The organism is Rhodococcus sp. MPR-R1B (assembly GCF_058793255.1).
On record NZ_JBXAFO010000002.1, the window covers coordinates 509,730 to 530,073 of the forward strand.

At 63.9% G+C, this 20,344-nt stretch carries 24 protein-coding genes and 1 pseudogene; 11 read left to right on the plus strand and 14 right to left on the minus strand.

From position 1 onward, the window contains the following. Positions 1-2: 2 nt before the first annotated feature. Together AC1Q61_RS05135 and AC1Q61_RS05140 are read right to left on the minus strand one after the other, a co-directional pair. Positions 3-1,028 (minus strand): agmatine deiminase family protein, encoded by a 1,026-nt coding sequence (locus tag AC1Q61_RS05135; protein ID WP_042921315.1) that lies wholly within the window; start codon positions 1,026-1,028, stop codon positions 3-5. After that, positions 1,025-1,972: a nitrilase-related carbon-nitrogen hydrolase gene (locus AC1Q61_RS05140; protein ID WP_064443902.1), complete on the minus strand. Its 948-nt coding sequence runs from the start codon at positions 1,970-1,972 to the stop codon at positions 1,025-1,027. The genes AC1Q61_RS05135 and AC1Q61_RS05140 overlap by 4 nt, the downstream gene beginning before the upstream one ends. Before the next feature lie 149 nt (positions 1,973-2,121). On the opposite strand from AC1Q61_RS05140, the gene AC1Q61_RS05145 reads away from it, so the two are divergent. Further along, the gene (locus AC1Q61_RS05145) at positions 2,122-2,739 is read left to right on the plus strand and encodes a TetR/AcrR family transcriptional regulator C-terminal domain-containing protein (protein ID WP_042921312.1); all 618 of its coding nucleotides are present in this window, start codon (positions 2,122-2,124) and stop codon (positions 2,737-2,739) included. Here AC1Q61_RS05145 and AC1Q61_RS05150 read toward each other — a convergent pair. From AC1Q61_RS05150 to AC1Q61_RS05160, 3 genes are all read right to left on the minus strand, one after another. Continuing rightward, positions 2,736-4,262 (minus strand): APC family permease, encoded by a 1,527-nt coding sequence (locus tag AC1Q61_RS05150; RefSeq protein WP_003946397.1) that lies wholly within the window; start codon positions 4,260-4,262, stop codon positions 2,736-2,738. The genes AC1Q61_RS05145 and AC1Q61_RS05150 overlap by 4 nt on opposite strands. Further along, positions 4,259-5,158, minus strand: a complete 900-nt coding sequence (locus AC1Q61_RS05155; RefSeq protein WP_492650987.1) for a universal stress protein — start codon at positions 5,156-5,158, stop codon at positions 4,259-4,261. Before AC1Q61_RS05155 ends, AC1Q61_RS05150 begins: the two co-directional genes overlap by 4 nt. A gap of 90 nt (positions 5,159-5,248) precedes the next feature. After that, positions 5,249-6,679, minus strand: coding sequence for a gamma-aminobutyraldehyde dehydrogenase (locus AC1Q61_RS05160; RefSeq protein WP_003946421.1), 1,431 nt, complete (start codon positions 6,677-6,679; stop codon positions 5,249-5,251). Between the two features lie 169 nt (positions 6,680-6,848). Here AC1Q61_RS05160 and AC1Q61_RS05165 point away from each other — a divergent pair, with 169 nt between their 5' ends. After that, the gene (locus AC1Q61_RS05165; protein WP_003946355.1) at positions 6,849-8,366 is read left to right on the plus strand and encodes a PucR family transcriptional regulator; all 1,518 of its coding nucleotides are present in this window, start codon (positions 6,849-6,851) and stop codon (positions 8,364-8,366) included. Positions 8,367-8,402: 36 nt separating this feature from the next. Here the strand turns inward: AC1Q61_RS05165 and AC1Q61_RS05170 are convergent, their stop codons facing one another. The 7 genes from AC1Q61_RS05170 to rpmB form a co-directional block, all read right to left on the minus strand. Continuing rightward, entirely contained in the window at positions 8,403-9,764 is a 1,362-nt protein-coding gene (locus AC1Q61_RS05170) for a flavin monoamine oxidase family protein (protein ID WP_007727552.1), read from the minus strand. A 154-nt stretch (positions 9,765-9,918) separates the two neighbouring features. Continuing rightward, a complete protein-coding gene (locus AC1Q61_RS05175; protein WP_007727550.1) occupies positions 9,919-10,383 on the minus strand; it encodes a hypothetical protein in 465 nt (154 codons plus the stop codon). A 19-nt stretch (positions 10,384-10,402) separates the two neighbouring features. Further along, positions 10,403-11,341 carry an AEC family transporter gene (locus AC1Q61_RS05180; RefSeq protein WP_042921305.1) on the minus strand — a complete coding sequence of 313 codons (939 nt, stop codon included), beginning with the start codon at positions 11,339-11,341 and terminating at the stop codon, positions 10,403-10,405. A 129-nt stretch (positions 11,342-11,470) separates the two neighbouring features. Further along, the gene (gene rpsR / locus AC1Q61_RS05185; RefSeq protein WP_003946414.1) at positions 11,471-11,728 is read right to left on the minus strand and encodes a 30S ribosomal protein S18; all 258 of its coding nucleotides are present in this window, start codon (positions 11,726-11,728) and stop codon (positions 11,471-11,473) included. A 9-nt stretch (positions 11,729-11,737) separates the two neighbouring features. Further along, entirely contained in the window at positions 11,738-12,043 is a 306-nt protein-coding gene (gene rpsN, locus AC1Q61_RS05190) for a 30S ribosomal protein S14 (protein WP_003946379.1), read from the minus strand. A 2-nt stretch (positions 12,044-12,045) separates the two neighbouring features. Beyond that, positions 12,046-12,210, minus strand: coding sequence for a 50S ribosomal protein L33 (rpmG, locus tag AC1Q61_RS05195; RefSeq protein WP_003946358.1), 165 nt, complete (start codon positions 12,208-12,210; stop codon positions 12,046-12,048). Between the two features lie 4 nt (positions 12,211-12,214). Further along, positions 12,215-12,451: a 50S ribosomal protein L28 gene (rpmB, locus tag AC1Q61_RS05200; protein ID WP_003946346.1), complete on the minus strand. Its 237-nt coding sequence runs from the start codon at positions 12,449-12,451 to the stop codon at positions 12,215-12,217. A gap of 104 nt (positions 12,452-12,555) precedes the next feature. On the opposite strand from rpmB, the gene mrf reads away from it, so the two are divergent. The 9 genes from mrf to AC1Q61_RS05245 all read left to right on the plus strand — a co-directional run bounded on the left by mrf (position 12,556) and on the right by AC1Q61_RS05245 (position 19,575). Beyond that, on the plus strand, positions 12,556-13,809 hold the full coding sequence (gene mrf, locus AC1Q61_RS05205; RefSeq protein WP_128637894.1) for a ribosome hibernation factor-recruiting GTPase MRF: 1,254 nt from the start codon (positions 12,556-12,558) through the stop codon (positions 13,807-13,809). Next, complete coding sequence (locus AC1Q61_RS05210; protein ID WP_003946367.1) at positions 13,806-14,060, plus strand: type B 50S ribosomal protein L31; 255 nt, start codon at positions 13,806-13,808, stop codon at positions 14,058-14,060. The genes mrf and AC1Q61_RS05210 overlap by 4 nt, the downstream gene beginning before the upstream one ends. Further along, positions 14,060-14,233, plus strand: a complete 174-nt coding sequence (gene rpmF / locus AC1Q61_RS05215; protein WP_007727540.1) for a 50S ribosomal protein L32 — start codon at positions 14,060-14,062, stop codon at positions 14,231-14,233. Before AC1Q61_RS05210 ends, rpmF begins: the two co-directional genes overlap by 1 nt. Positions 14,234-14,251: 18 nt before the next feature. After that, complete coding sequence (locus AC1Q61_RS05220) at positions 14,252-14,863, plus strand: trimeric intracellular cation channel family protein (RefSeq protein WP_003946409.1); 612 nt, start codon at positions 14,252-14,254, stop codon at positions 14,861-14,863. 70 nt (positions 14,864-14,933) lie between these two features. Continuing rightward, complete coding sequence (locus AC1Q61_RS05225; protein ID WP_003946387.1) at positions 14,934-15,620, plus strand: response regulator transcription factor; 687 nt, start codon at positions 14,934-14,936, stop codon at positions 15,618-15,620. A gap of 65 nt (positions 15,621-15,685) precedes the next feature. Continuing rightward, positions 15,686-17,065 (plus strand): HAMP domain-containing sensor histidine kinase, encoded by a 1,380-nt coding sequence (locus AC1Q61_RS05230; protein ID WP_020908630.1) that lies wholly within the window; start codon positions 15,686-15,688, stop codon positions 17,063-17,065. A 225-nt stretch (positions 17,066-17,290) separates the two neighbouring features. After that, positions 17,291-18,814 carry a S1C family serine protease gene (locus AC1Q61_RS05235; protein ID WP_230587546.1) on the plus strand — a complete coding sequence of 508 codons (1,524 nt, stop codon included), beginning with the start codon at positions 17,291-17,293 and terminating at the stop codon, positions 18,812-18,814. Positions 18,815-18,894: 80 nt separating this feature from the next. Further along, the gene (locus AC1Q61_RS05240; RefSeq protein WP_176720912.1) at positions 18,895-19,392 is read left to right on the plus strand and encodes a MogA/MoaB family molybdenum cofactor biosynthesis protein; all 498 of its coding nucleotides are present in this window, start codon (positions 18,895-18,897) and stop codon (positions 19,390-19,392) included. A gap of 6 nt (positions 19,393-19,398) precedes the next feature. Continuing rightward, positions 19,399-19,575, plus strand: coding sequence for a hypothetical protein (locus AC1Q61_RS05245; RefSeq protein ID WP_165639126.1), 177 nt, complete (start codon positions 19,399-19,401; stop codon positions 19,573-19,575). Positions 19,576-19,633: 58 nt separating this feature from the next. Here the strand turns inward: AC1Q61_RS05245 and mscL are convergent, their stop codons facing one another. Further along, positions 19,634-20,056: a large conductance mechanosensitive channel protein MscL gene (gene mscL / locus AC1Q61_RS05250; RefSeq protein WP_007727535.1), complete on the minus strand. Its 423-nt coding sequence runs from the start codon at positions 20,054-20,056 to the stop codon at positions 19,634-19,636. A gap of 99 nt (positions 20,057-20,155) precedes the next feature. Then, positions 20,156-20,344: pseudogene (locus tag AC1Q61_RS05255) on the minus strand (SAF domain-containing protein); the annotation flags it as partial.

A 20,344-nucleotide genomic window follows, 5' to 3' on the forward strand; every position in this document is an offset into this window, starting at 1 on the left:
CGTCAGTCTTGTTCAGCGGGCTGGTGCTGGGTGATGCAGTGGATGCCGCCGCCACGTTCGAACAGCGGTCTGGCGTCGACGGTGACGACGGTGCGCCCGGGGTAGGCGGCCGCAAGGATCCGGGCCGCTTCGGCGTCGGCCGGATCGTCGAAGCTGCAGGCGATCACTCCGCGATTGACCACGAGATGGTTGATGTAGCTGTAGTCGACGAATCCCTCGTCGTCGCGCAGGATCTCGGGCGCAGGTACCCGAATGACCTTCCACGGCCGACCGCCGACGTCCGTCGAGCTTTCGAACAACTCGATGATCGTCTTGCTGACGGCGTAGTCGGGGTGCACCGGATTGCGTTGGTCATGGACGAGTACAACTCCGGGGGAAGAGATGGCAGCGACGATGTCGACGTGTCCGCGCGTTCCGTACGTCTCCTGATCGCGAGTCAATCCGCGGGGAAGCCAGATCACGTGCTTGGCGCCGATGGTGCGGGCGAGTTCGGCCTCGATGTCGGCCTTCGTCAGGTCGGGGTTTCGTCCCGGATCGAGTTGGACGGTGTCGGTGACCAAGACGGTGCCGAGACCGTCGACCGCAATACCGCCGCCCTCGTTGACGATTGGTGAGTCGATCAACTGGGCACCGGATTGTTCGACGACAAATGCGCCGATCTTCGAGTCCTTGTCCCACTGCGCCCAATCCTGTGCACCCCAGCCGTTGAACACCCAGTCGACTCCGCCGAGACGGCCTTCGTCGGACAGGACGAACGTCGGCCCGATGTCGCGCATCCACGCGTCGTTGAGAGGTGCCTCGACGATGTCGACCTTCTCGGACAGGTACTTTCGTGCTTCTTCGACTTCGGCGGGATCGACGACGACGGTGACCGGCTCGAATTCGGCGACGGCGTGGGCGACGGCCGCCCACGTCGAGCGCGCTTCGTGCTGCTCTTCCGCAGTGTCCCCGAGAGAGTATCCGGCGCTCGGGTACGCCATCCAGGTACGTTCGTGCGGCTCACTTTCCGCGGGCATGCGCCAGGTCATCGGTTGGCTCCTGCAGTGTTCACCGGTGCGGTCAGGGCCGAGTAGGTGTCGGGTCGGCGAGTGGCCAGGAACGGGAACAGCGCAAGCCAGTCTTCACGGTGCTGCAGGTCGAGATCTGCGACCAGGACGGCTGATTCGTCGCGCGGAGCCTGAACGAGGATGCGTCCGTACGGGTCCGAGATGAACGACGAACCGTAGAAGGTGATGAGACCTTCACTGCCGTGGCGATTGGGGACAACCATGAAAGTGCCGTTGGCGACACCGTTTCCGACGATCACTTGCTGCCACAGCGGTTGGGTGTCGAAGTTCGGGTGATCGGGTTCCGAGCCGATCGCCGTCGGGTACACCAGGACCTGGGCACCGGCGAGGGAGTATGCACGTGCGACCTCGGGGAACCACTCGTCCCAGCATGTCGGGAGTCCGAACTTGGCGCCGAGTGCCTCGTGAACGGGGTATGCGTCCTCGGACGGACCGCCGCGAAAGTACGTGTCCTCGTAGTACCCGGCCGTCACCGGAATGTGGAGCTTGCGGGTACGACCGAGAAGTTCACCCCCGGGCGAGACCAGGATCGCGGTGTTGAAGCCCAGGCCGTCCTCGGCCTCGCTGCGCTCGTACAACGACGCGTGAACGAGAACCTGGTTCTCCGCGGCGGCCTTGGTGGCGAAGGCGAAAGTGGGTCCGGTGAGCAGGTCTTCCGCCGCGCGTCCGGGATTGTCGCCGGCCGGGGTGGAGGCGGGGTAGCGGCTGAGCGTCAGCTCCGGAAGAAAGACCACGGAGGCGCCCAGCTTCGCTGCGGACGCAATGCCTTCGCTCAATTCAGCGTGGAGGTCGTCTTGGTCCTCGTGCCAGCGATGTTGGACGAGACCTACACGCAGAGGGGTGGACGTGGACGGCGAAGTCGCGGCCGGTGACTCGGGTGGGGTGAGGGCGGTGATCGTCAGCATGGGGTTTCCTCGGTGCTCGGGTATTCGACGTTCGACGTAAAACGAATGCGATTCGTTAAGTATGGTGGGTGAGCGCTGATTGATCAAGGACTTTCGAGGAATTGTTTTTTGCAGCGCCCCGAACGGTGTGGATCACTACAGGAGGACATATGCCGCGGCCATCGCAACGACTGCTCTCACCGGCGATCATCACCGAGGCAGCGATCGAGTCGGTGGACGAATCCGGCGACTTCACCATGCCGGGACTCGCCGCAAGACTGAAGGTTCGACCGTCCTCGCTCTACAACCACGTTTCCGGACGAGCCGAGATCGTCGAACTGATGAGGGCTAAGCTGATGGCAGGAATCGACGTCGAGTCGGCCTCGGGGACCTGGAGTGAGACCGTCGCGGCGCTGGCAGCCGAGTACCGGCGAAGCTACGCCGCGCATCCTCGTCTGATTCCGCTCTTCACGGCCCAGACGGTGCAGGCCGGTGTGGCGTTCACTCTGTACAACGCATTGGCGCAGGCATTTGACGATGGTGGCTTCGACCCGACCGAAACACTGCACGCGATCACGACCGTCGACAGTTTTGTTCTCGGTTCGGCCTTGGACCTGGCGGCGCCGGACGTCCAGTGGGCGTCGGGACCCGAAGCCAACGACGCGATGAAGGCGGCGTTGGCAACATCCGGGAAAAATCCCGAACGTGCCGACGCCGCCTTCGAATTCGGCTTGCGCGTATTGATGGCGGGCCTGATCGCTCAGGCCCCCGAACCTACTGTCTCCTAAGACACGCTGAGGTCGTTCTCGTCGCGCAGAGCCTCTGTGTCGCGGTTGAGGGTTTTGCCCTCGAAGAACTCGGGATTGCGCACTCGCATGACCATCATCAGTACCGCGCCGAGGATGAGGATTCCGAAGCCGAGGAAGAAGACCAGGCCGATTCCGCCGATGGATGCTCCGCTGGCGTTGTCCGGATTCATACTCTCCTGGACCGAAATGACGAACACCGCAAGCAGCATGAGACCACCGATGAGTGGGAACGCGAGCCGGAAGACGAAGTTTCGTACGCTCTCGAAAAGCGTCTTGCGGAAGTACCACACGCACGCGAATGCGGTGATGCCGTAGTACCAGCAGATCATGATGCCGAGTGCGGCGATCGTGTCGAGCAGAGCACTTTCGGACAGGAACGTGACGACGCTGTAGAACACTGCGGTTACCGCGCCTGCCACGACGGTCGCGTACGACGGCACCAGGAACCGAGGCGAGACCTCGGCGAGCTTCTTGGGGAAAGCTCCGTATGCACCCATGGCGAGCATGGTTCGTGCCGCGGGCAGGAACGTGGTCTGCAGGCTGGCGACTGAAGAGACGAAGACCGCGAGGAACAGAAGCATTCCGCCCCAGTTGCCCAGGACCGGGTCGGCCAGAGCGCCGAAGACGTTCTCGGAGTTGTCGGGATTGCCGAGGCCGAGGCCTTCCTCGCCGACGCCGGCGTACATCATCGCGGCAACGGCGACCAGCAGGTAGGTCAGGAGAATGGTTGCGACACAGAGCAAACCGGCGCGACCGGGGGTCTTCTTGGGGTTCTTCGACTCCTCGCCCAGCGTGAGACAGGTATCCCAGCCCCAGAACGCGAAGATCGATCCGGTGAGTCCGATGACAAACGCACCGATGGCGAGTCCGCTGAACGGGTTGAACCAACTCAGGTCGAAGGACAATCCGGCCGGGGCGTCGCCGGCGCCGACGTGAACCAGTGCAACGACGGCGAAGACGACCAGCAGCACCATCTGGAAGCCGACGAGCGCGAACTGTACGCGCTCGCTGGTGGTGATTCCCCGACTGGCAATCCAGGTGGCCAACGCGATGAACACCAGCGTGGTGCCGACGTTGACGAATTTATTGCCCGGCAGATCGGCGATGGAGGGATTGTCGGCCACCCGCGCGATGAACAGATAGAAGAAGTCGACGGCAATTGCAGCGAGGTTCGAGAGCACGATGATGGTGGCGATCACCATGCCCCAGCCGCACATCCAGCCGACGTACGGTCCGAATGCCTTGGTGGACCACGTGAATGACGCTCCGCAGTCAGGTGTGTCGGAGTTCAGTTCGCGGTACGCGTACGCGGTGAGGAACATCGGGATGAAGCCGGCGATGAAGATGGCGGGCATCTTGAGACCGACCGCGGCGACGATCAATCCGATGCTGGCCGTCAGGGTGTAACCCGGTGCCACGGAGGAGATTCCGAGCACCGCGCCGGAGATCATGCCGATCTTGCCGGTGGCGAGGCCTTTGGAACTCAGTTCGGTGCTGGTCATGACAGTGCCTCCGGCTGGGTGAATTCGTGCTTGGGCACTACGACCATGGGTACGGGCAGTACGCGCAGCATCTTGGCGGCGGTGGAGCCCAGGAACAGTTTGCGGGGCTGTGCGAGGCGACTTGAACCGACCATCACGAGGTCGCCGTCCTGCCAGTCCAGTTGACGCACTGCCGATTCCACGGTAAATCCGTCGGCAATGATGACCTCGATGGGGAACTCCGCGGGGAGCGCGGCTCTTGCGACGTCGAGTGTGTCCTGAGCGTGATTTCGTGCACGCTCCCTGGCCGACTCGGCGGTGTCGCGATGATCTCGCAGATCGTTCTGGGGGTCGAGCGCTACCAGTGAGACCAGTCGGAGCGGAACCTGCATCAGTTCGCTGGCGCGCACGGCGGTGTTCAAGACGATGTCGGCGCCGACACGGGTGCCGAGTGCACAGGTGACCTCTCGTATCGCAGTGGCCGCCGAGTGCCGCGTTCCGCGAGGCGCCAGTGCTACCGGGACGTGGGCGGAGTGAAGCAGTTCGGTCGAGACCGAACCTATCGCGTGACGGCCGAGCAAACCGTCGCCGGAAGCTCCCACCACGATCGCGAGCGCATTCAGTCGGTCCACTTCGTCGAGCAGGCCCTGAGCGAACGACTCGTGGAAGCTCAGGTGTACTTCCACCTGGATGTCCTCGGGCACCGACGCTTTCGCCTCGGCGAGCCAGTCGTGTGCACGCGCGGCGAGGATGTCGTCGTAGCCGGCTTCCGAGGGAACCTTGGCCGGCAGTGTCCGATCCGGTGGGAGGACCATGCAGATGTCGAGTTGCGCGCCGAGACTGCGCGCGAGCTGGGCCCCGAGGACCAGCCCGTCTTTACCGCTGGGCGTGGCGAGGTATCCGACGATAAGGCGCATGGTGGCTCTTTTCCGGATTGGAGGAATCTGCTGTGCGCCTTTATTAACCGCGGGGGGTTGATAAAGGCGCACAGCAGGAGGGGCGGCGACTCAGTCGTGCGAACTCATGACGTGCTTGAGACGGGTGTAGTCCTCGACTCCGTAGGCCGAGAGATCCTTGCCGTAACCGGAATACTTGAAGCCGCCGTGCGGCATTTCGGCGACGAGCGGGATGTGGCAGTTGATCCACACCGCACCGAAGTCGAGAGCAGCGGAGACGCGTTGCGTGACACCGTGATCCTTGGTCCAGATGCTCGAGGCCAGGCCGAACCGAACGTCGTTGGCAAGCGTGATCGCCTCCTTCTCGTCGGAGAAGCTCTGGACTGTGAGGATAGGACCGAAAGTCTCTTCCTGCACGATGTCGTCCGATTGCGCGACGCCGGTGATGACGGTCGGCTCGAAGAAGAATCCGGTTTCGCCCGAACGCTTTCCGCCGGTAACGATCTTGGCCGACGCCGGCAGGTTCGCGATCTTGTCGCTCACGGCGTTGAAGTGATTGATGTTGTTGAGCGGGCCGTAGAAGGCATCAGGATCGGAAGGCGCTCCGGGGCGCAGCTTCTCGGCGTTCCGGACGAGGGCTTCGACGAGCTGATCGTGGATGGACTCGTGAACGATCACGCGAGTGGCCGCGGTGCAATCCTGGCCGCCGTTGAAGAACGCTGCCTCGGCGATGCCGGTGGCGGTCTTCTCGATGTCGACGTCGCCGAAGACGATCGCCGGCGCTTTGCCGCCCAGTTCGAGGTGCGCGCGCTTGAGTTGCTGTGCTGCGGACACGGCGACAGCGATGCCCGCCCGCACCGAACCGGTGATCGAGACGAGACCGAGGGCCGGGTTCTCCACCAACGTCGCGCCGGTTCCGCCGTTGCCGAGCACGACGTTGAACACGCCGTCCGGCAGGATGCCCTTCGAGAGCTTCGCCAGGACCAGCGTGCTGCCCGGTGTGGTGTCGCTGGGCTTGAGGACGATCGTGTTGCCGGCCGCGAGGGCGGGCCCGATCTTCCACAGCGCCATCATGAACGGGTAGTTCCAGGGCGTGACCTGACCGACGACGCCGATCGGCTCACGACGGACGTAGGAGGTGAAACCCTCCATGTACTCTCCGGCCGCCTTGCCCTCGAGAAGTCGTGCAGCTCCGGCGAAGAACCGCATCTGATCGGCTCCGACCTTGACCTCTTCGTCGGCGATCATCTGGTGGGCCTGGCCGGTGTTGGCGCTTTCGGCTGCGACGATTTCGTCGCTGTGCGCTTCGATGGCGTCGGCGAGCTTGAGGAGTGCAGCCTGCCGCACGCTCGGCGTCGTCTTGCCCCAGGTCTCGAATGCTCTCTGTGCGGCTTCGACGGCGGCGTCGACGTCTTCCTTCGTGGAGACCGGCGTACGCCCGACCACACTCTCGTCCACGGGGTTGATCAGGTCGAGTGTTTCCGTCGCGGCTGAGGCGACGAATTCACCGTTGATGTAGTTCTCGAGTACGACGATCGACATCGGTACCGGTTCCTCTCGAGGTCGAACGAGTTCCGGCCGAGGTGATCAGCACGGAACTCGCACTTTGTGGGGCGTGTGTGAGCAAGTGTGCGCTGACTCACAAGTAAAGGCAGCTGCCAAAAAGGTGAAATCTTTGATCGCCGACGCGCCGAGTTGTACAGTCCAGCCCATGACGATCGCTGTGCGGTGGATGTTGGCGCAGCCGGACCTCGCGCTGGAACTCAAAGGCGGCGCCCAGGGCGTCGGTCGCGAAATCACATTTGCGCACGCCACGGAGTTGCTCGACCCTTTCCGGTGGTTGACCGGCGGCGAATTCATCCTCACCACCGGCATCCGATTGCCGTCCACTCAGCAAAAGCGCGGCCGCTATCTCCGAATGCTCGACGCGGCAGGTGTGGCGGCGGTGGGATTCGGAACCGGGCTCTCGTACCCCGAGGTCCCGGCCGATCTGGTGGCCGTCGCCGACGAGATCGGACTCCCGCTGATCGAGGTGCCGCTGCCGACGCCTTTTGCTGCCGTCGTCAAGCGTGTGATGAGCCGGTTGGCAGAGCAGGAATACGAAGCGGTCCTCCGGGCGTCGCGGGCGCAACCGCGAATGACTCGTGCCGTCATTTCCGGCGGAACGGCTGCGACCGTGCGTGAACTGGCGATCGCGACTTCGGCGACGGTGCTTCTTCTCGACGTCGCCGGAAGAGTTCTCGAGAGCTCACCTCAACTGCCGACGGACGACGTGATCGACGAACTGCGAGCAACTCTCGGGGGCGGTGCCTCCAGTAGCGTGACGCTCGCAAGGTCTGGAGCGTCGATCGCGGTGCAGCAGATCAGCGTCGGGCGAACGCCGTACGGATACCTGGCGGTGATCAGTGCTTCGGCGCTCAGCTACGTCGATCAGATACTGCTCGGTCACGCGAACTCGTTGTTGGCGTTGGACTTCGAGAAACCTGCGCGCCTGCGTGCTACTCAGGATCAGTTGAATTCGCACGCCCTCGGGCTGCTGCTCACCGAGGATCGCGACCCGGCGCCGGCGTGGCAACAGATCAGGCAGGCCGCCGACGGCGAGGGAATGATCCGAGGATTGACAGTTCTTGCCGACACGTCCGACGTAGCGGGACGCGTCGGAGCCGAGATTGCCGAGTTCATGAACAAGGCAGGGCGGCAGTTGTTCTCGCGGATCAACGACACTCGCGTCACGGTGCTGCTGCGTGGAACCGACGACGTCGAGTTCGCCCGAGAGCTGCTCGGCGGGGTATCGAGGTCGGATCTTCGCGCGCTTCGTGTCGGCTTGAGCGCGCGACGGGTGGTCGCTGCGCTGGCGGTCGCCGTCGAACAGTCCCAGCTGTGTGCGTCGGCGGCGGAAATCGGTGGCGAACCTTTGGAATTCGCGGCGCTGACCGGAAGTGTGCTGCTGTCTTTCGATTCGACGCGTGAAGTGCTCAACACGCTGGCGGAAACGATGATCACACCGATCGAGGACTACGACCGTGACAACGGCACCGAACTGCTGGCGTCGTTGCGGGCATTTCTCGAGGCCAACGGACACTGGGAAGCGGCCGCCATCACGATGGGCGTTCACCGGCACACACTGCGGAGCCGAATGGCGAAGGTGGAGAGCCTGATCGACTGTCGGCTGGAAGTGGCCAGGGTTCGGGCCGAACTACTGCTCTCGATCATTGCCCGGCAATCGTGACTGCCGGGCAATGATCGAGACTTGGCAAAGCGGCCGTCAGGCCTTGCTGCGAGCGATGATGTCGGCTGCGGTTCGCTGACCCATCCGAACGGCACCGTCGACGTGCTGGTATCCCTCGGCCGCAATGTCGGAGCACGAGAAGTGAATCGGGCCGACGGGCGTGCGGGAATCCGCGCCGTAGCGGTGCAGGCCTCCGAGGTCGAAGCTCGCTGCGTACGCACCGCGGGTCCATTCCTCCGAGCCCCAGTCGGATTCGTAGTACACAACCGGCTCTTCGGCCTTCGGGCCGAGATAGCGGGCAAGTGAGGCCAGAATCGTGGCCTTACGCTCCTCGACGGAAAGCTCGAACATCGCGTCGGCCTTCTCGTCGGAGACGAACGCGACCAGGGTGCCGCGATCGTCCTCGTGGTTGGTGTTGTCGTACACCTCCTGCACTACCTCGGACGCGCCGAAGCCGGTGCCGGAGAGGCCGTCTTCGCGCCAGAAAGGCGTCTCGTACACCGCGTGAACCTTGATGACGAGGCCGAGGGACTGGTGCTGGTGCATCTGGTGCTGACGACGCGGCAGCGGGGGATCGTACGAGATTCGGGAGTAGAGGTTGGGCGGTACGGCCAGGATCACTCGGCTTGCCTCGACGCGAACATCGCCGTCCGCCAACACCGTTGCACCGGATTCGTTCCACTTCACCGTTCGCACGGGTGCGTTGAGGAAGACGTCGTCACCGAGGGCCTCCGCCATGCGGATCGATACCTGCTGCATTCCGCCGATCACTCGCTTGTCGAGGATGAAGTCCTCGTCGACAAGGTGGGAGAACGAACCTGCGGAAGCGGCCATGAGTACGGCCTGCAGGGCAGAGAACGAGTGGGCGGGCTTGGTGAGCATGCCACCGGCGATGAAGAGGCCGATGTTGTCACGTGCCTCGGCGTCGTCGGACTGATTGATCAGCCACTGCTTGAAGGAGACTGTGTCGAGATCGCGGGCGAGGGGATGTGCCCACGGTTCCTCGGCGCCGATCTGTGCTGCGAGATCGTCCATCTCGTCGATGAGACGGTCCATCTCCTTCTTCGTGGTGTCGTTCGTGGGGAAGGAATCACCCGTGTACTGCGTCCGCTCACCTGCCGACGAGATGTAGACGGACTCGCCCTCGCGGTAGCGCTCGAAAGTTTTCAGGCCGAGTTCGTCGAGCAAGGAGATCAGCGCGGTCTGGTCGGGGGAGACCCACTGGCCGCCGATTTCCAGAACTGCTCCGTCGATGGTGTCGGTCCACGTGCGGCCGCCGACGCGGTCGCGCGCTTCGATCACAGCGACGGTCAAACCGGCCTTGCGCAGCGCGGTTGCAGCTGCCAGGCCAGAGGGGCCGGCACCGACGATTGCAACGTCTCTCTGGAGAGTAGGCACTTGCGAGCTCCTTCATGTTGAGCACCGCTCGAGTCGAAAGCTGCCGACGAGCGAGTGAACGGGTGTCGGTTTTCAGTCTGTCCCGAGGAGACGCACACCACACCTGACGAAACGGCGTGTTCGATCGTCGAACTTGTGCCGTTTAGGCGCGCAGCTAGCCGTTGATGACGTGACGATCGCCGAGCGGTCGGCTCAGCGGGACATCCAAGCTGCCGAACACGGCAACCAGAATGCACATCTTGTCCGCGGCCTCGGGCAGTGCCCCGGTTCGGAGCGTGACGATCACCGTCGTATCGGTCTCTTCGACGGTTGCGTACGCGCCGTAGCACTCCGGAGTGCCGGTCACGAAGTGGACGGCCACCGTGTGATCGTCGACCTCGGACCACGATTCGAACATCGTGGCCGTCGCACCCACGATGTCGGTGCGGCTGTCGAACTCCGTGCCCATCTCGCTGTCGTCGACCTCGTCGGGAACGGGGGTTCCGAGCGACCAGTCGGCGGGACTTGCTTCGTTGGCCGCCATCGGATTCGGTGCGGCAACCGGCCCCGTGGTCTGGGCCCCGACGGAGCATCCGGCCACAGCAAGGCAGGCCAGAACGGCGAGGGTTAGTACACGCATGAATCCACCGTAACCCTGCTCAAGCGAGTAGCGCTGTGACCAGCGCAATTGCGGGAATTGACGCCAAAGTGGTGACAAAGGCACTGTCTCGGGCGAGGACCATTCCGCGCCGATAGCGGCTTGCATAGATGAAGACGTTCTGCGCCGTCGGCAACGTCGAGACGACCACGATGGCGAACAACTGATGACCGTCGATGCCGAGGAGGAAATGCGCCATCAGATAGGCCAGCACAGGTTGGACCACGATCTTGAGCGTCGATGCCAGCGCGACGTCGCGGCGTGGACTCGAGCCCTTCTCCAGCACCCGCACTCCGTAGAGCGAGAGCCCGAATGCCAACAGCGCACCGGGTACCGACGTCGCGCCGATCAATTCGAAAGGCTGCATCAGCGGCCGGGGCGGTACCCAACCGATCAACGCGACGATCAACCCCGCAGCGCCCGCGAGCACGATCGGATTCTTGAACGGGGCGGTGACGGTGTCGATCAACGAGAGCTTCTCGGCATCCGCGCCGCGAAGGGCCGTCAGATCGAGGATCGTCAAGGCGATCGGGGAGTACACGACGATCTGAAAGAGCAGGAGCGGCGCGACGAACGTGGCATCGCCGAGCACGAACACCGCGATCGGGATTCCGAGGTTGGCTGAATTCACGTACGAAGCCGACAGCGCGCCGATGGTCAGTTCGGGTAGCGGCCGGTTGAGCCAGATCTTTGCGACGACGACGTACAGAGCGCCGACGGCAAAGGCAGTAGTCGACGCAACGGCGAGCGTCGGCGAGAAGATCACCGAAAGATCAGACGACGCGAGGGTGGTGAACAGCAGGGCAGGCGTCGCGACGAAGAAGGCGAGTCGACCGAGAACGAACTGTCCTTGGCTACCGAGGGTGCCGAGACGGCCGAGGAGATACCCAACCGCGATGACAACAAAAATTACGGTGAAACCCGCAACAACTCCCGACACGCTGCGGGCACCTCTCGACTGGAATGAACGACTTCGGGAAATCTTAGTCCGGGCAACAAAAAGGCCGCGCAGTCGAGTGACTGCGCGACCTCTTCGGTACTTCTACGTGTGACTACCGAGCACGTATGACTACCGGGCGGCGGTGAAGGGGAGCAACGCCATTTCGCGTGCGTTCTTCACTGCAACGGCGACCTGACGCTGCTGCTGCGGGGTCAGGCCCGTGACGCGACGGCTGCGGATCTTGCCGCGGTCCGAGATGAACGTGCGAAGCAAGTTGATGTCCTTGTAATCGACATGCGTGATCTTCGCTGCGAACAACGGGTTCTTCTTGGGCTTACGACCCTCTACGGGGCGTGGCTTCTTCGACGGTGAACGCTTGACTGCCATCCGACTTCCTTACCAGCTCGACTTGTGTACGCCAGGCAGTTCCCCACGGTGCGCCATTTCTCGCACGCGAATCCGGGAGAGCCCGAACTTCCGCAGGTGGCCGCGCGGACGTCCATCCGCAGCGTCTCGATTGCGCAATCGTACCGGACTGGCGTCGCGTGGTAGACGTTGCAGGGTCGCTTGGGCCTTCGCGCGCTCCTCTGCCGAGCTTTTCGGGGAGCGGATCGTCTCCTTGAGAGCGGACCGCTGCTCCGCGTACCGCTCGACGACGACCCGTCGCTGGTTGTTCTTCGCGATCTTCGACTTCTTGGCCATGCCTACTTCTCTTCTCGGAAATCGACGTGCTTTCGCAGCACCGGGTCGTACTTCTTCAGTACGAGTCGATCGGGGTCGTTACGACGGTTCTTGCGGGTCACGTACGTGTACCCGGTGCCCGCGGTGGACTTGAGTTTCACGATCGGGCGGATCTCGTTGCGTGCCATCTGCTCAGACCTTCTCGCCGCGCGCGCGGATCCGGGCGACGACGGATTCGATGCCGTCGCGGTCGATCGTCTTGATGCCCTTGGTCGAGAGCGTGAGTGTGATGCGACGCCCCTCGCTGGGCAGGAGGTAGGTCTTGCGCTGGATGTTCGGGTTCCAGCGACGGTTCGAACGCTTGTGAGAGTGCGAGACGGATTTTCCGAACCCCGGCACACGTCCGGTCACTTGGCAGTGAGCCGACATGGGTGTTCCTTTCAACTTGCAGATGACAATCATTTTCGACAATGCGGTGAGATCAATGTACCGTTCAACCTCGGTAATGACAATCATTCCCAGAAAGGCCCGCTGTGAACACGATCTTGGACGGCAGGACTCCGCTGGTCCTGGTCGCCGGCATGAGCGAATCCACCCCACACACCGCACGAGCGTTGCTGCGAACGGGAACTGTTCTGGTCCACCACGACCTGAGCCACGTCCGTGAAGGGGTGGTCCGGCGGACGGTCACCTCGATGACCGGGAGTGCCGGGTCTGCCGGCACTGTGTCCGAGCGCGAGACGATCCTCGAGCTCGCGCACGGCTGCGTCTCCTGCACCCTGCGCGAAGACTTGCTGCCGCTCCTGCGCCGGCTTCACTCGCACAGTTCGGTGCAGCGGATCGTGTTGCTGTTGGACCGGCAACTCGAGCCCGAGGCGCTGTGCTGGGCGATCGAGCACGTCGTCGTGACCGGCGTCGTCGGCCAACTGGACGGACCGGCGCAGCGGGACGTCCGCGTCGACGCCGTCGTGACGTGCATCGACGCGGTGACCTGGCTGGCAGACGCCACCGGCGACGAAGCCCTCGACGACGACCGCACCCTGGCTCAGGTCGTCGTCGGGCAGGTCGACTTCGCCGACGCGCTCGTCCTACGCGGGTCCGATGCGCTCGACGGCTGGCAGCGGTCCCGCTTGAACGCGGTTCTCGCGCGCATCGCTCCGCGGGTACCCGTCTTCGATGAGGGAGACGACATCGAGGCACTGCTCCTCGAGGTGCCTGCGGATGCGCGACGCGGTGAACTGGCCGACGCTCACTCACCGTTGCTGCGTCGCCAGCCGCCGCTCGACGACGACGGCGGAGTGATGCTGGTCGAGTTCACCGCGAACCGGCCGTTTCACCCCGGGCGTCTGCACGAGGCGATCGACGTTCTGCTCGAAGGCGTCGTGTACTCCCGGGGGCGCGTCTGGGTGGCGACGCAACCGGGTGAAGCGCTCTGGCTCGAATCGGCCGGCGGTGGCTTGCGGGTTGCGAGCGCAGACACCTGGCTGGCCGCGATGACGCCGGAGCAACGAGAGCGCGTTCCGGCCGAGCGCCGTGCCCTCGCGGCTCTGAAATGGGACGAGCGTTTCGGTGATCGCGACACCTCGATGGTCGTTCTGACCTGCGGTGCGAACCCGCTCGAGATCGACCGAACACTGCAGCACGCCTTGGTCACCGACGACGAATTGGCGGACGAAGCGTCGTGGGCAACGTGGGAAGACCCGTTCGGCGAGTTTCACGAAGACCCGTGTGACGAATCCGAATCACCTTATGCCGAAACCGAATCAACGCGAGAGGGAAACGAATGAAGAAGCAGATGCACCCCGACTACCACCCGGTGGTCTTCCAGGACGCCAGCACCGGCAAGAGCTTCCTGACCCGATCGACCGTGACGAGTGAGCGCACCGTCGAATGGGAAGACGGTGGCACGTACCCGCTGCTGGTCGTCGACGTCACGAGCGACTCTCACCCGTTCTGGACCGGAGCGCAACGTGTGATGGACACCGCCGGACGCGTCGAGAAGTTCGAGCGGCGCTACGGAAAGCGCAAGGCACTCTGATGGCCGTTCCCAAGCGGAAGATGTCCCGTTCCAACACGCGCAGCCGTCGTGCCCAGTGGAAGGCGACGGCGCCGGATCTGGTCGAGGTCACGGCCTTCGGCCAGACCCACCGGGTGCCTCGGCGACTGGTCAAAGCAGTTCGGCTCGGGGTGATCGACCCGAGCCGCATCTGACCGTGCGATCCTTGGCCGGTGCTGCTGAGGATCCTCGAACTGGTGGGCATCGTGGCGTTCGCGGCCTCGGGTGCCCTGGTGGGCGTCACCAAGCGACTCGACATCTTCGGGGTGTGCTCGGTGGGTGTGTTCACCGGCATCGGCGGCGGTATCGTCCGCGACGTTCTCCTCGGCGTCCATCCGCCCAGCTCTCTGAGCAGTTGGCCGTACTTCGGAACGGCCGCCGCCACCTCACTCGCCGTGTTCTACCTCCACGAGCCGCTCAATCGACTGCGTCGTGAAATCCTGGCGCTCGACGCACTGGGGATGGGCTTGTTCGCGAGCACCGGCGCCGTCATCGCGCTGGACAACAACGCCAGTTCGCTGGCGGCGACGTTGATCGGTGCGACCGCGGCGATCGGCGGCGGCGTGATCCGCGACGTTCTCGTCAACGAGGTGCCACTGCTCCTGCACAAGGACCTGTACGCGGTTCCCGCACTGCTCGGCGCTGCGTTGGTGGTCACAGTCTCGCAAGCCGGACTGTCCACCAACGCCGCGCTGGTGTGCGGCACAGCGTTCGCCGCGGTGTTCAGACTGCTTGCGTTATGGCGTCATTGGAGCCTGCCCGGGCCGAGGCGAACCCGGGACTGACCGCGACACGCCGGAGGCCGGAATCGGACCCTCTCAGCCGCATCTCAGCACTTCAGTCCAAACTGTCGGTATGCGTATTTTGGTGGTCGACGACGACCGGGCGGTTCGCGAGTCGCTTCGGCGGTCGCTCAGCTTCAACGGCTACACGGTCGAGCTCGCGGTCGACGGGCTCGACGCACTCGAGAAGATCCTCGCCAACCGGCCCGACGCCGTCGTGCTCGACGTCATGATGCCGCGACTCGACGGACTCGAAGTGTGCCGTCGTCTTCGCAGTGCCGGCGACGACCTGCCCATCCTCGTGCTCACCGCCCGCGATTCGGTCAGCGAGCGAGTGGCCGGTCTCGATGCCGGAGCGGACGACTACCTGCCCAAGCCCTTCGCTTTGGAAGAGTTGCTTGCCAGGTTGCGTGCACTACTTCGCCGCACCGCGCCCGATCTGGACGCCGATTCCGAAATGATGGCGTTCGAGGACCTCACCCTCGACCCGGTCACCCGTGAGGTCAAGCGCGGCGAACGATCGATCAGCCTGACGCGCACCGAGTTCTCCCTCCTCGAAATGCTCATGGCCAACCCACGCCGCGTGCTGACCCGTGGACGCATTCTCGAAGAAGTGTGGGGATACGACTTCCCGACGTCCGGCAATGCCCTCGAGGTGTATGTCGGCTACCTGCGTCGCAAGACGGAAGCCGACGGCGAACCGAGGTTGATCCACACCGTCCGCGGAGTCGGATACGTCCTGCGGGAGACGCCTCCGTGATCACCGCTCCGTTCGGCAAGAACGCCGAACCGAAGAAATCCTCCACCACCCAAGCGTCCGTCGAAATGCGCCCGCCGATGCCACTGACCCGTTCGGTGTCATTACGTTGGCGTGTGACGCTGCTCGCCGCGTCGGTGGTGGCCATTGCCGTCGCAGTCATGGCGATCGCTGCCTACGCGGTGGTTTCGCGTGCGCTCTACGCGGACGTCGATCACCAGTTGCGTACCAGGGCAGCGGTGCTGATCGACAGCAATGTCGTGCGATTCGATCCTCGCTACATCTCCGGTGCGACGCTGTACACCACCGACATCAGTGTGGCCCTGATCTTCTCGGACCTGAGCACGTACCAGCCGCCCGGTTCCGACGTGCCGATCGGTGAAGCCGAAGACGCCGTAGCGCGTGGCGAATCGGATTCCTCGCTGCGAACCGTCGACGGTCAGCGAGTGCTGGCTCAACGAACCCATGACGGAAGCACTTTGGTGATCGGTCAGCGGCTCGCGCCGACCGTTGCGGTACTGGACCGTCTGGCCTGGGTGCTCTTCGTGGTCGGCGGGTGTGGCGTCATACTTGCGGCGGTGGCGGGTACTACCGTGGGCCGCACTGGTTTACGACCCATTGCCAGGCTGACTGCTGCCACCGAACGAGTCGCTCGGACCGACGATCTGACGCAGATCCCCGTTACCGGCAGCGACGAATTGGCGCGCCTGACAGAGAGTTTCAACACGATGCTGCGGGCGCTCGCCGAGTCCCGTGAGCGTCAGTCGCGCCTCGTTGCGGACGCCGGACACGAGTTGCGGACGCCGTTGACTTCGTTGCGCACCAACATGGAATTGCTGATCGCGTCCAGTCGCCCCGGTGCGCCGCAGATTCCCGACGAGGACATGGCAGAACTTCGTGCCGACGTCGTCGCGCAGATCGAGGAACTGTCGACTCTGGTCGGCGACCTCGTCGACCTGGCCCGTGAAGACGCACCCGAAACCGTGTACGAGCGCGTCGACGTCAGCGACGTCGTCGAGCGTGCGCTCGAACGAGCGCGGCGCAGGCGCAACGAAATCGAGTTCGAGGCGGTCACCACTCCGTGGTACGTCTACGGAGATCAAGCGGGCCTGTCGCGTGCCGTGCTGAACGTCCTCGACAACGCTGCGAAGTGGAGTCCGAAGGGCGAACAGGTACGCGTCGAAATGCGTCCGGTGGGTCAAGGATTGTTGGAATTGACCGTAAGTGATGCGGGACCTGGCATTCCGGAGGAGGATCGGGAGTTGGTGTTCGATCGTTTCTACCGGTCGACTGCGGCACGTTCGATGCCGGGATCGGGTCTGGGACTTGCGATTGTGCGTCAGGTCGTCGTCAAGCACGGCGGCACCATTGCGATCGACGAATCCGATCGTGGGGGAGCGCTTGTTCGTATCGTGCTTCCCGGTGAACCGGGGCCGAGTGCCGAGTAGCGTGTTCTGTAGACCGTTGGTCCCGCGCTTCGGTGACTGACGTCACGGCTTAATGCGTTCGGCCCGAAAGTCTTTCGGGCCGAACCGACAACACCGGTTTTTCACGTCGAACTCTGGGTAAAGTGACAGGCACGTCTCAGCGCCTTCTCAGCAGCGCAAGGCAGCATTGTCGGCAGAACAGTTGTGACTGCCCGTCCGGTGGTCACCGTAGACGAAAGCGAGCCGATGACCGAGGACCGTAACGTCGGGCCGACCCGGCCCGAGCAGCCCAACAGCGAGCCCACCACCCAGGCGCAGCCGACAGCACCTCAGGCACAGCCGACAGCACCTCAGGCACAGCCTCCCGTGCCGCCGCAGCAGCCTCAGGGGCAGGCGCCTCAGCAGCCGTACCAGCCGACCGAGTCGTTCGCCCGACCCGCCGAAGCCCGACCCACTGAAGGCAGGCCCACCGAAGCCTTCGGGCAGGCACAGCAGCAGCCCACGCAGGCTTTCGGCCACCCGCACGGTGCCCATGAGGCCGCGTACCAGCAGAGCGCCCCGTACGGCGCACCCAACCCTGGTGGCCCCGGCGGTCCGAACGGCCCGGGCGGCGGCCACAACCAGATCCCCGCACCGCTGCAGGGGCCGAACTCCGGTTCGACCACCACCAAGCCGAAGTCGGGACGCATGGCGCTGGTTGCCGGCGCTCTCGCCCTGGTCCTGGTCAGTGGTGGTGTCGGTGGCGTGGTCGGCGCCGTCGTCGCGGACCGCAACGGTGGAACCGCGACGGTCACCAACTCTCTGAACGCTCCGAAGCCCACTGCGACCAACACGTCCAACGCTCCCGCCGGCTCGGTTCAGGCCGTTGCCTCGAAGGTCGTGCCCAGCGTCGTGCAGATCGAGGTGGCCACCGCGCAGGGACAGGGCGGTGAGGGCTCCGGTGTCATCCTGTCCTCCGACGGTCTGATTCTGACCAACAACCACGTTGCCGGCGCACAGGGAGCGCAACTTCGCGTTGCGTTCTCCGACGGAACCAAGGCCTCGGCCACTCTGGTCGGTGCCGACCCCGTCTCCGACATCGCCGTCATCAAGGTCGACGGTCGCAACGACCTCACGCCCATCGATCTCGGCAACTCCGGCGACGTCCAGGTCGGACAGCAGGTGGTTGCCGTCGGGTCCCCGCTCGGCCTGGCCGGCACGGTCACCGAAGGCATCATCTCCGCACTCGATCGCCCGGTCTCCACGAGCGGCGAGTCCGGCAACCAGAACACCGTCATCGACGCTCTGCAGACCGACGCAGCGATCAACCCCGGCAACTCCGGTGGCGCCCTCGTCAACATGGACGGCCAGCTGATCGGCATCAACACGGCGATCGCCTCGCTCGGAGCGTCGTCGGGTACCCAAGGCGGTTCGATCGGCCTCGGTTTCGCCATCCCGATCGATCAGGCACGCCGCGTCGCCGACGAACTGATCAAGACCGGCAAGGCGACTCAGGCCATGATCGGCGTGACCGTGCCGTCGCAGGACAACGCCGACGGCGCAACCGTCATGGATGTCACTGCTGACGGGCCGGCCGCCAAGGCCGGTATTCCGAAGGGTGCAGTCATCACCAAGGTCGACGATCGTGTTGTCGCAGATGGTGATTCGCTGATCGCGGCAGTGCGTTCACATGCTCCCGGCGACAAGGTCTCGATCACGTACAGCGACGGCGGGCAGACCAAGACCGTCGACGTCACGTTGGGAACCGCGGCAGCGCAGGGCGGCCGATGATGTTCGGCGATCAGCAGACGATCGACCCGATCTTCGGCCAGATCGCAACGGCGTCGGGATCGGACACTACGGTAGGAGTCATGGAACTCGAAGCCACATCGGCCGGCCGCGCTCTGGTCGTCATCGTCGACGATCGCACAGCCCACGGCGACAACACCGACTCCATCGGTCCACTGGTCACGGAACTGCTGAACGAAGCGGGTTTTCTCGTCGATGCGACGGTCGCCGTCGCCGCCGACGAAGTGGAGATCCGCAACGCTCTCAACACCGCAGTCATCGGTGGCGTCGACCTCGTCATCTCGGTCGGCGGTACCGGGGTATCCCCGCGTGACGTCACTCCTGACGTGACCGCTGAGGTTCTCGATCGCGAGATCCCGGGAATTGCCGAAGCACTTCGTGCTTCCGGTCTTTCGGCCGGATCGCTCGAAGCAGGCTTGTCCCGCGGCCTCGTCGGAGTTTCGGGAAGCACCGTGGTCGCCAATCTGGCGTCGACCAGGCCGGCAATTCGCGACGGCATGGCAACCCTGACGGCTTTGGCGAGTCACGTGATCGCCGAGCTCTCCAGCCTCGAGGGCTGAGACAGCTTGTCGGAGCAACGAGATACCCCGAAGAAGCCGTCAGTCGACAAGAAGCGCCTGGCGCGCATCTTCGGGGACGTCTTTCCCGAGACGACGTCGGACGAGCGGGGTCCCGAGGGATCCTCGCGGTCCTCGGACGACGACTGGCTGCGCAGTCAGCGGCCCCCGCACCACGGCGGTTGAGAAGTAAATCAGGCCCCGGACAATTGTCCGAGGGCCTGATTTGATCTGTGGGCACTGCCTATTCGAGAGTCTTGGCGTGCGCTCCCGTGTCGGCGCCACCGGCATTGGCCGAGAGGATGTCGCGGATCTGGATGAGCAGATCGGTTTCGCTGGCTTCCTTGTCCTCGGGCTCGGAGACGAACTTCTTCTTCGCCGCATTCGCAGGGACGATCAGCACGAAGTAGACGACCGCTGCGATGATGATGAAGTTGATGATCGCGGTGACCACGGCGCCGATATTCACGAAGGTTTCGGAATTACCGGCAATGATCTCCTTTCCCCAGCCCAATTCGTCGGATCCGCCGATAGCTGCGATGAGTGGGTTGATGATGTTGCTGGTGAATGCCGTGACGATGGCGGTGAAGGCTGCGCCGACGACAACCGCGACGGCCAGGTCGAGCACGTTTCCGCGAAGCAGGAAGTCCTTGAATCCCTTGAGCATGTCGGTGTCCCCTCGAGTCTCCGATGGCAAGTGCCAGATGGTCCGTTGATACCGAACCGACTGGAAAAATCCTAGAGGAGCTTCGGACGCTTTGTGCGGTCAGCGGAATGTCACGGTGATCGCATTGGACAGAGATGCCGCGGCTACGACGTTGGCTGCTGGTGTCGGCAGGGCCAGCAAAATCACCTGTTCCTGCTGGTTACGTGTACTTTCCGACGTGGTGACCAAAGCGACTACCGCTCCTGCCGCAAGAATTTGTGGGGCCTTGTCTGCAACTGATTCGTTGGG

What these genes read in the sequence shown, in the direction of transcription:
- AC1Q61_RS05145 (WP_042921312.1), top strand. Translation starts at nt 2,122, where the DNA reads ATGCCGCGGCCATCGCAACGACTGCTCTCACCGGCGATCATCACCGAG.
- AC1Q61_RS05230 (WP_020908630.1), top strand. Translation starts at nt 15,686, where the DNA reads ATGCGCCCGCCGATGCCACTGACCCGTTCGGTGTCATTACGTTGGCGT.
- AC1Q61_RS05225 (WP_003946387.1), top strand. Translation starts at nt 14,934, where the DNA reads ATGCGTATTTTGGTGGTCGACGACGACCGGGCGGTTCGCGAGTCGCTT.
- rpmF (WP_007727540.1), top strand. Translation starts at nt 14,060, where the DNA reads ATGGCCGTTCCCAAGCGGAAGATGTCCCGTTCCAACACGCGCAGCCGT.
- AC1Q61_RS05240 (WP_176720912.1), top strand. Translation starts at nt 18,895, where the DNA reads ATGGAACTCGAAGCCACATCGGCCGGCCGCGCTCTGGTCGTCATCGTC.
- mscL (WP_007727535.1), bottom strand. Translation starts at nt 20,056, where the DNA reads ATGCTCAAGGGATTCAAGGACTTCCTGCTTCGCGGAAACGTGCTCGAC.
- AC1Q61_RS05160 (WP_003946421.1), bottom strand. Translation starts at nt 6,679, where the DNA reads ATGTCGATCGTCGTACTCGAGAACTACATCAACGGTGAATTCGTCGCC.
- rpmG (WP_003946358.1), bottom strand. Translation starts at nt 12,210, where the DNA reads ATGGCACGCAACGAGATCCGCCCGATCGTGAAACTCAAGTCCACCGCG.
- rpsN (WP_003946379.1), bottom strand. Translation starts at nt 12,043, where the DNA reads ATGGCCAAGAAGTCGAAGATCGCGAAGAACAACCAGCGACGGGTCGTC.
- AC1Q61_RS05135 (WP_042921315.1), bottom strand. Translation starts at nt 1,028, where the DNA reads ATGACCTGGCGCATGCCCGCGGAAAGTGAGCCGCACGAACGTACCTGG.
- AC1Q61_RS05140 (WP_064443902.1), bottom strand. Translation starts at nt 1,972, where the DNA reads ATGCTGACGATCACCGCCCTCACCCCACCCGAGTCACCGGCCGCGACT.
- rpsR (WP_003946414.1), bottom strand. Translation starts at nt 11,728, where the DNA reads ATGGCAGTCAAGCGTTCACCGTCGAAGAAGCCACGCCCCGTAGAGGGT.
- AC1Q61_RS05235 (WP_230587546.1), top strand. Translation starts at nt 17,291, where the DNA reads ATGACCGAGGACCGTAACGTCGGGCCGACCCGGCCCGAGCAGCCCAAC.
- AC1Q61_RS05150 (WP_003946397.1), bottom strand. Translation starts at nt 4,262, where the DNA reads ATGACCAGCACCGAACTGAGTTCCAAAGGCCTCGCCACCGGCAAGATC.
- AC1Q61_RS05155 (WP_492650987.1), bottom strand. Translation starts at nt 5,158, where the DNA reads ATGCGCCTTATCGTCGGATACCTCGCCACGCCCAGCGGTAAAGACGGG.
- AC1Q61_RS05175 (WP_007727550.1), bottom strand. Translation starts at nt 10,383, where the DNA reads ATGCGTGTACTAACCCTCGCCGTTCTGGCCTGCCTTGCTGTGGCCGGA.
- rpmB (WP_003946346.1), bottom strand. Translation starts at nt 12,451, where the DNA reads ATGTCGGCTCACTGCCAAGTGACCGGACGTGTGCCGGGGTTCGGAAAA.
- AC1Q61_RS05165 (WP_003946355.1), top strand. Translation starts at nt 6,849, where the DNA reads ATGACGATCGCTGTGCGGTGGATGTTGGCGCAGCCGGACCTCGCGCTG.
- AC1Q61_RS05210 (WP_003946367.1), top strand. Translation starts at nt 13,806, where the DNA reads ATGAAGAAGCAGATGCACCCCGACTACCACCCGGTGGTCTTCCAGGAC.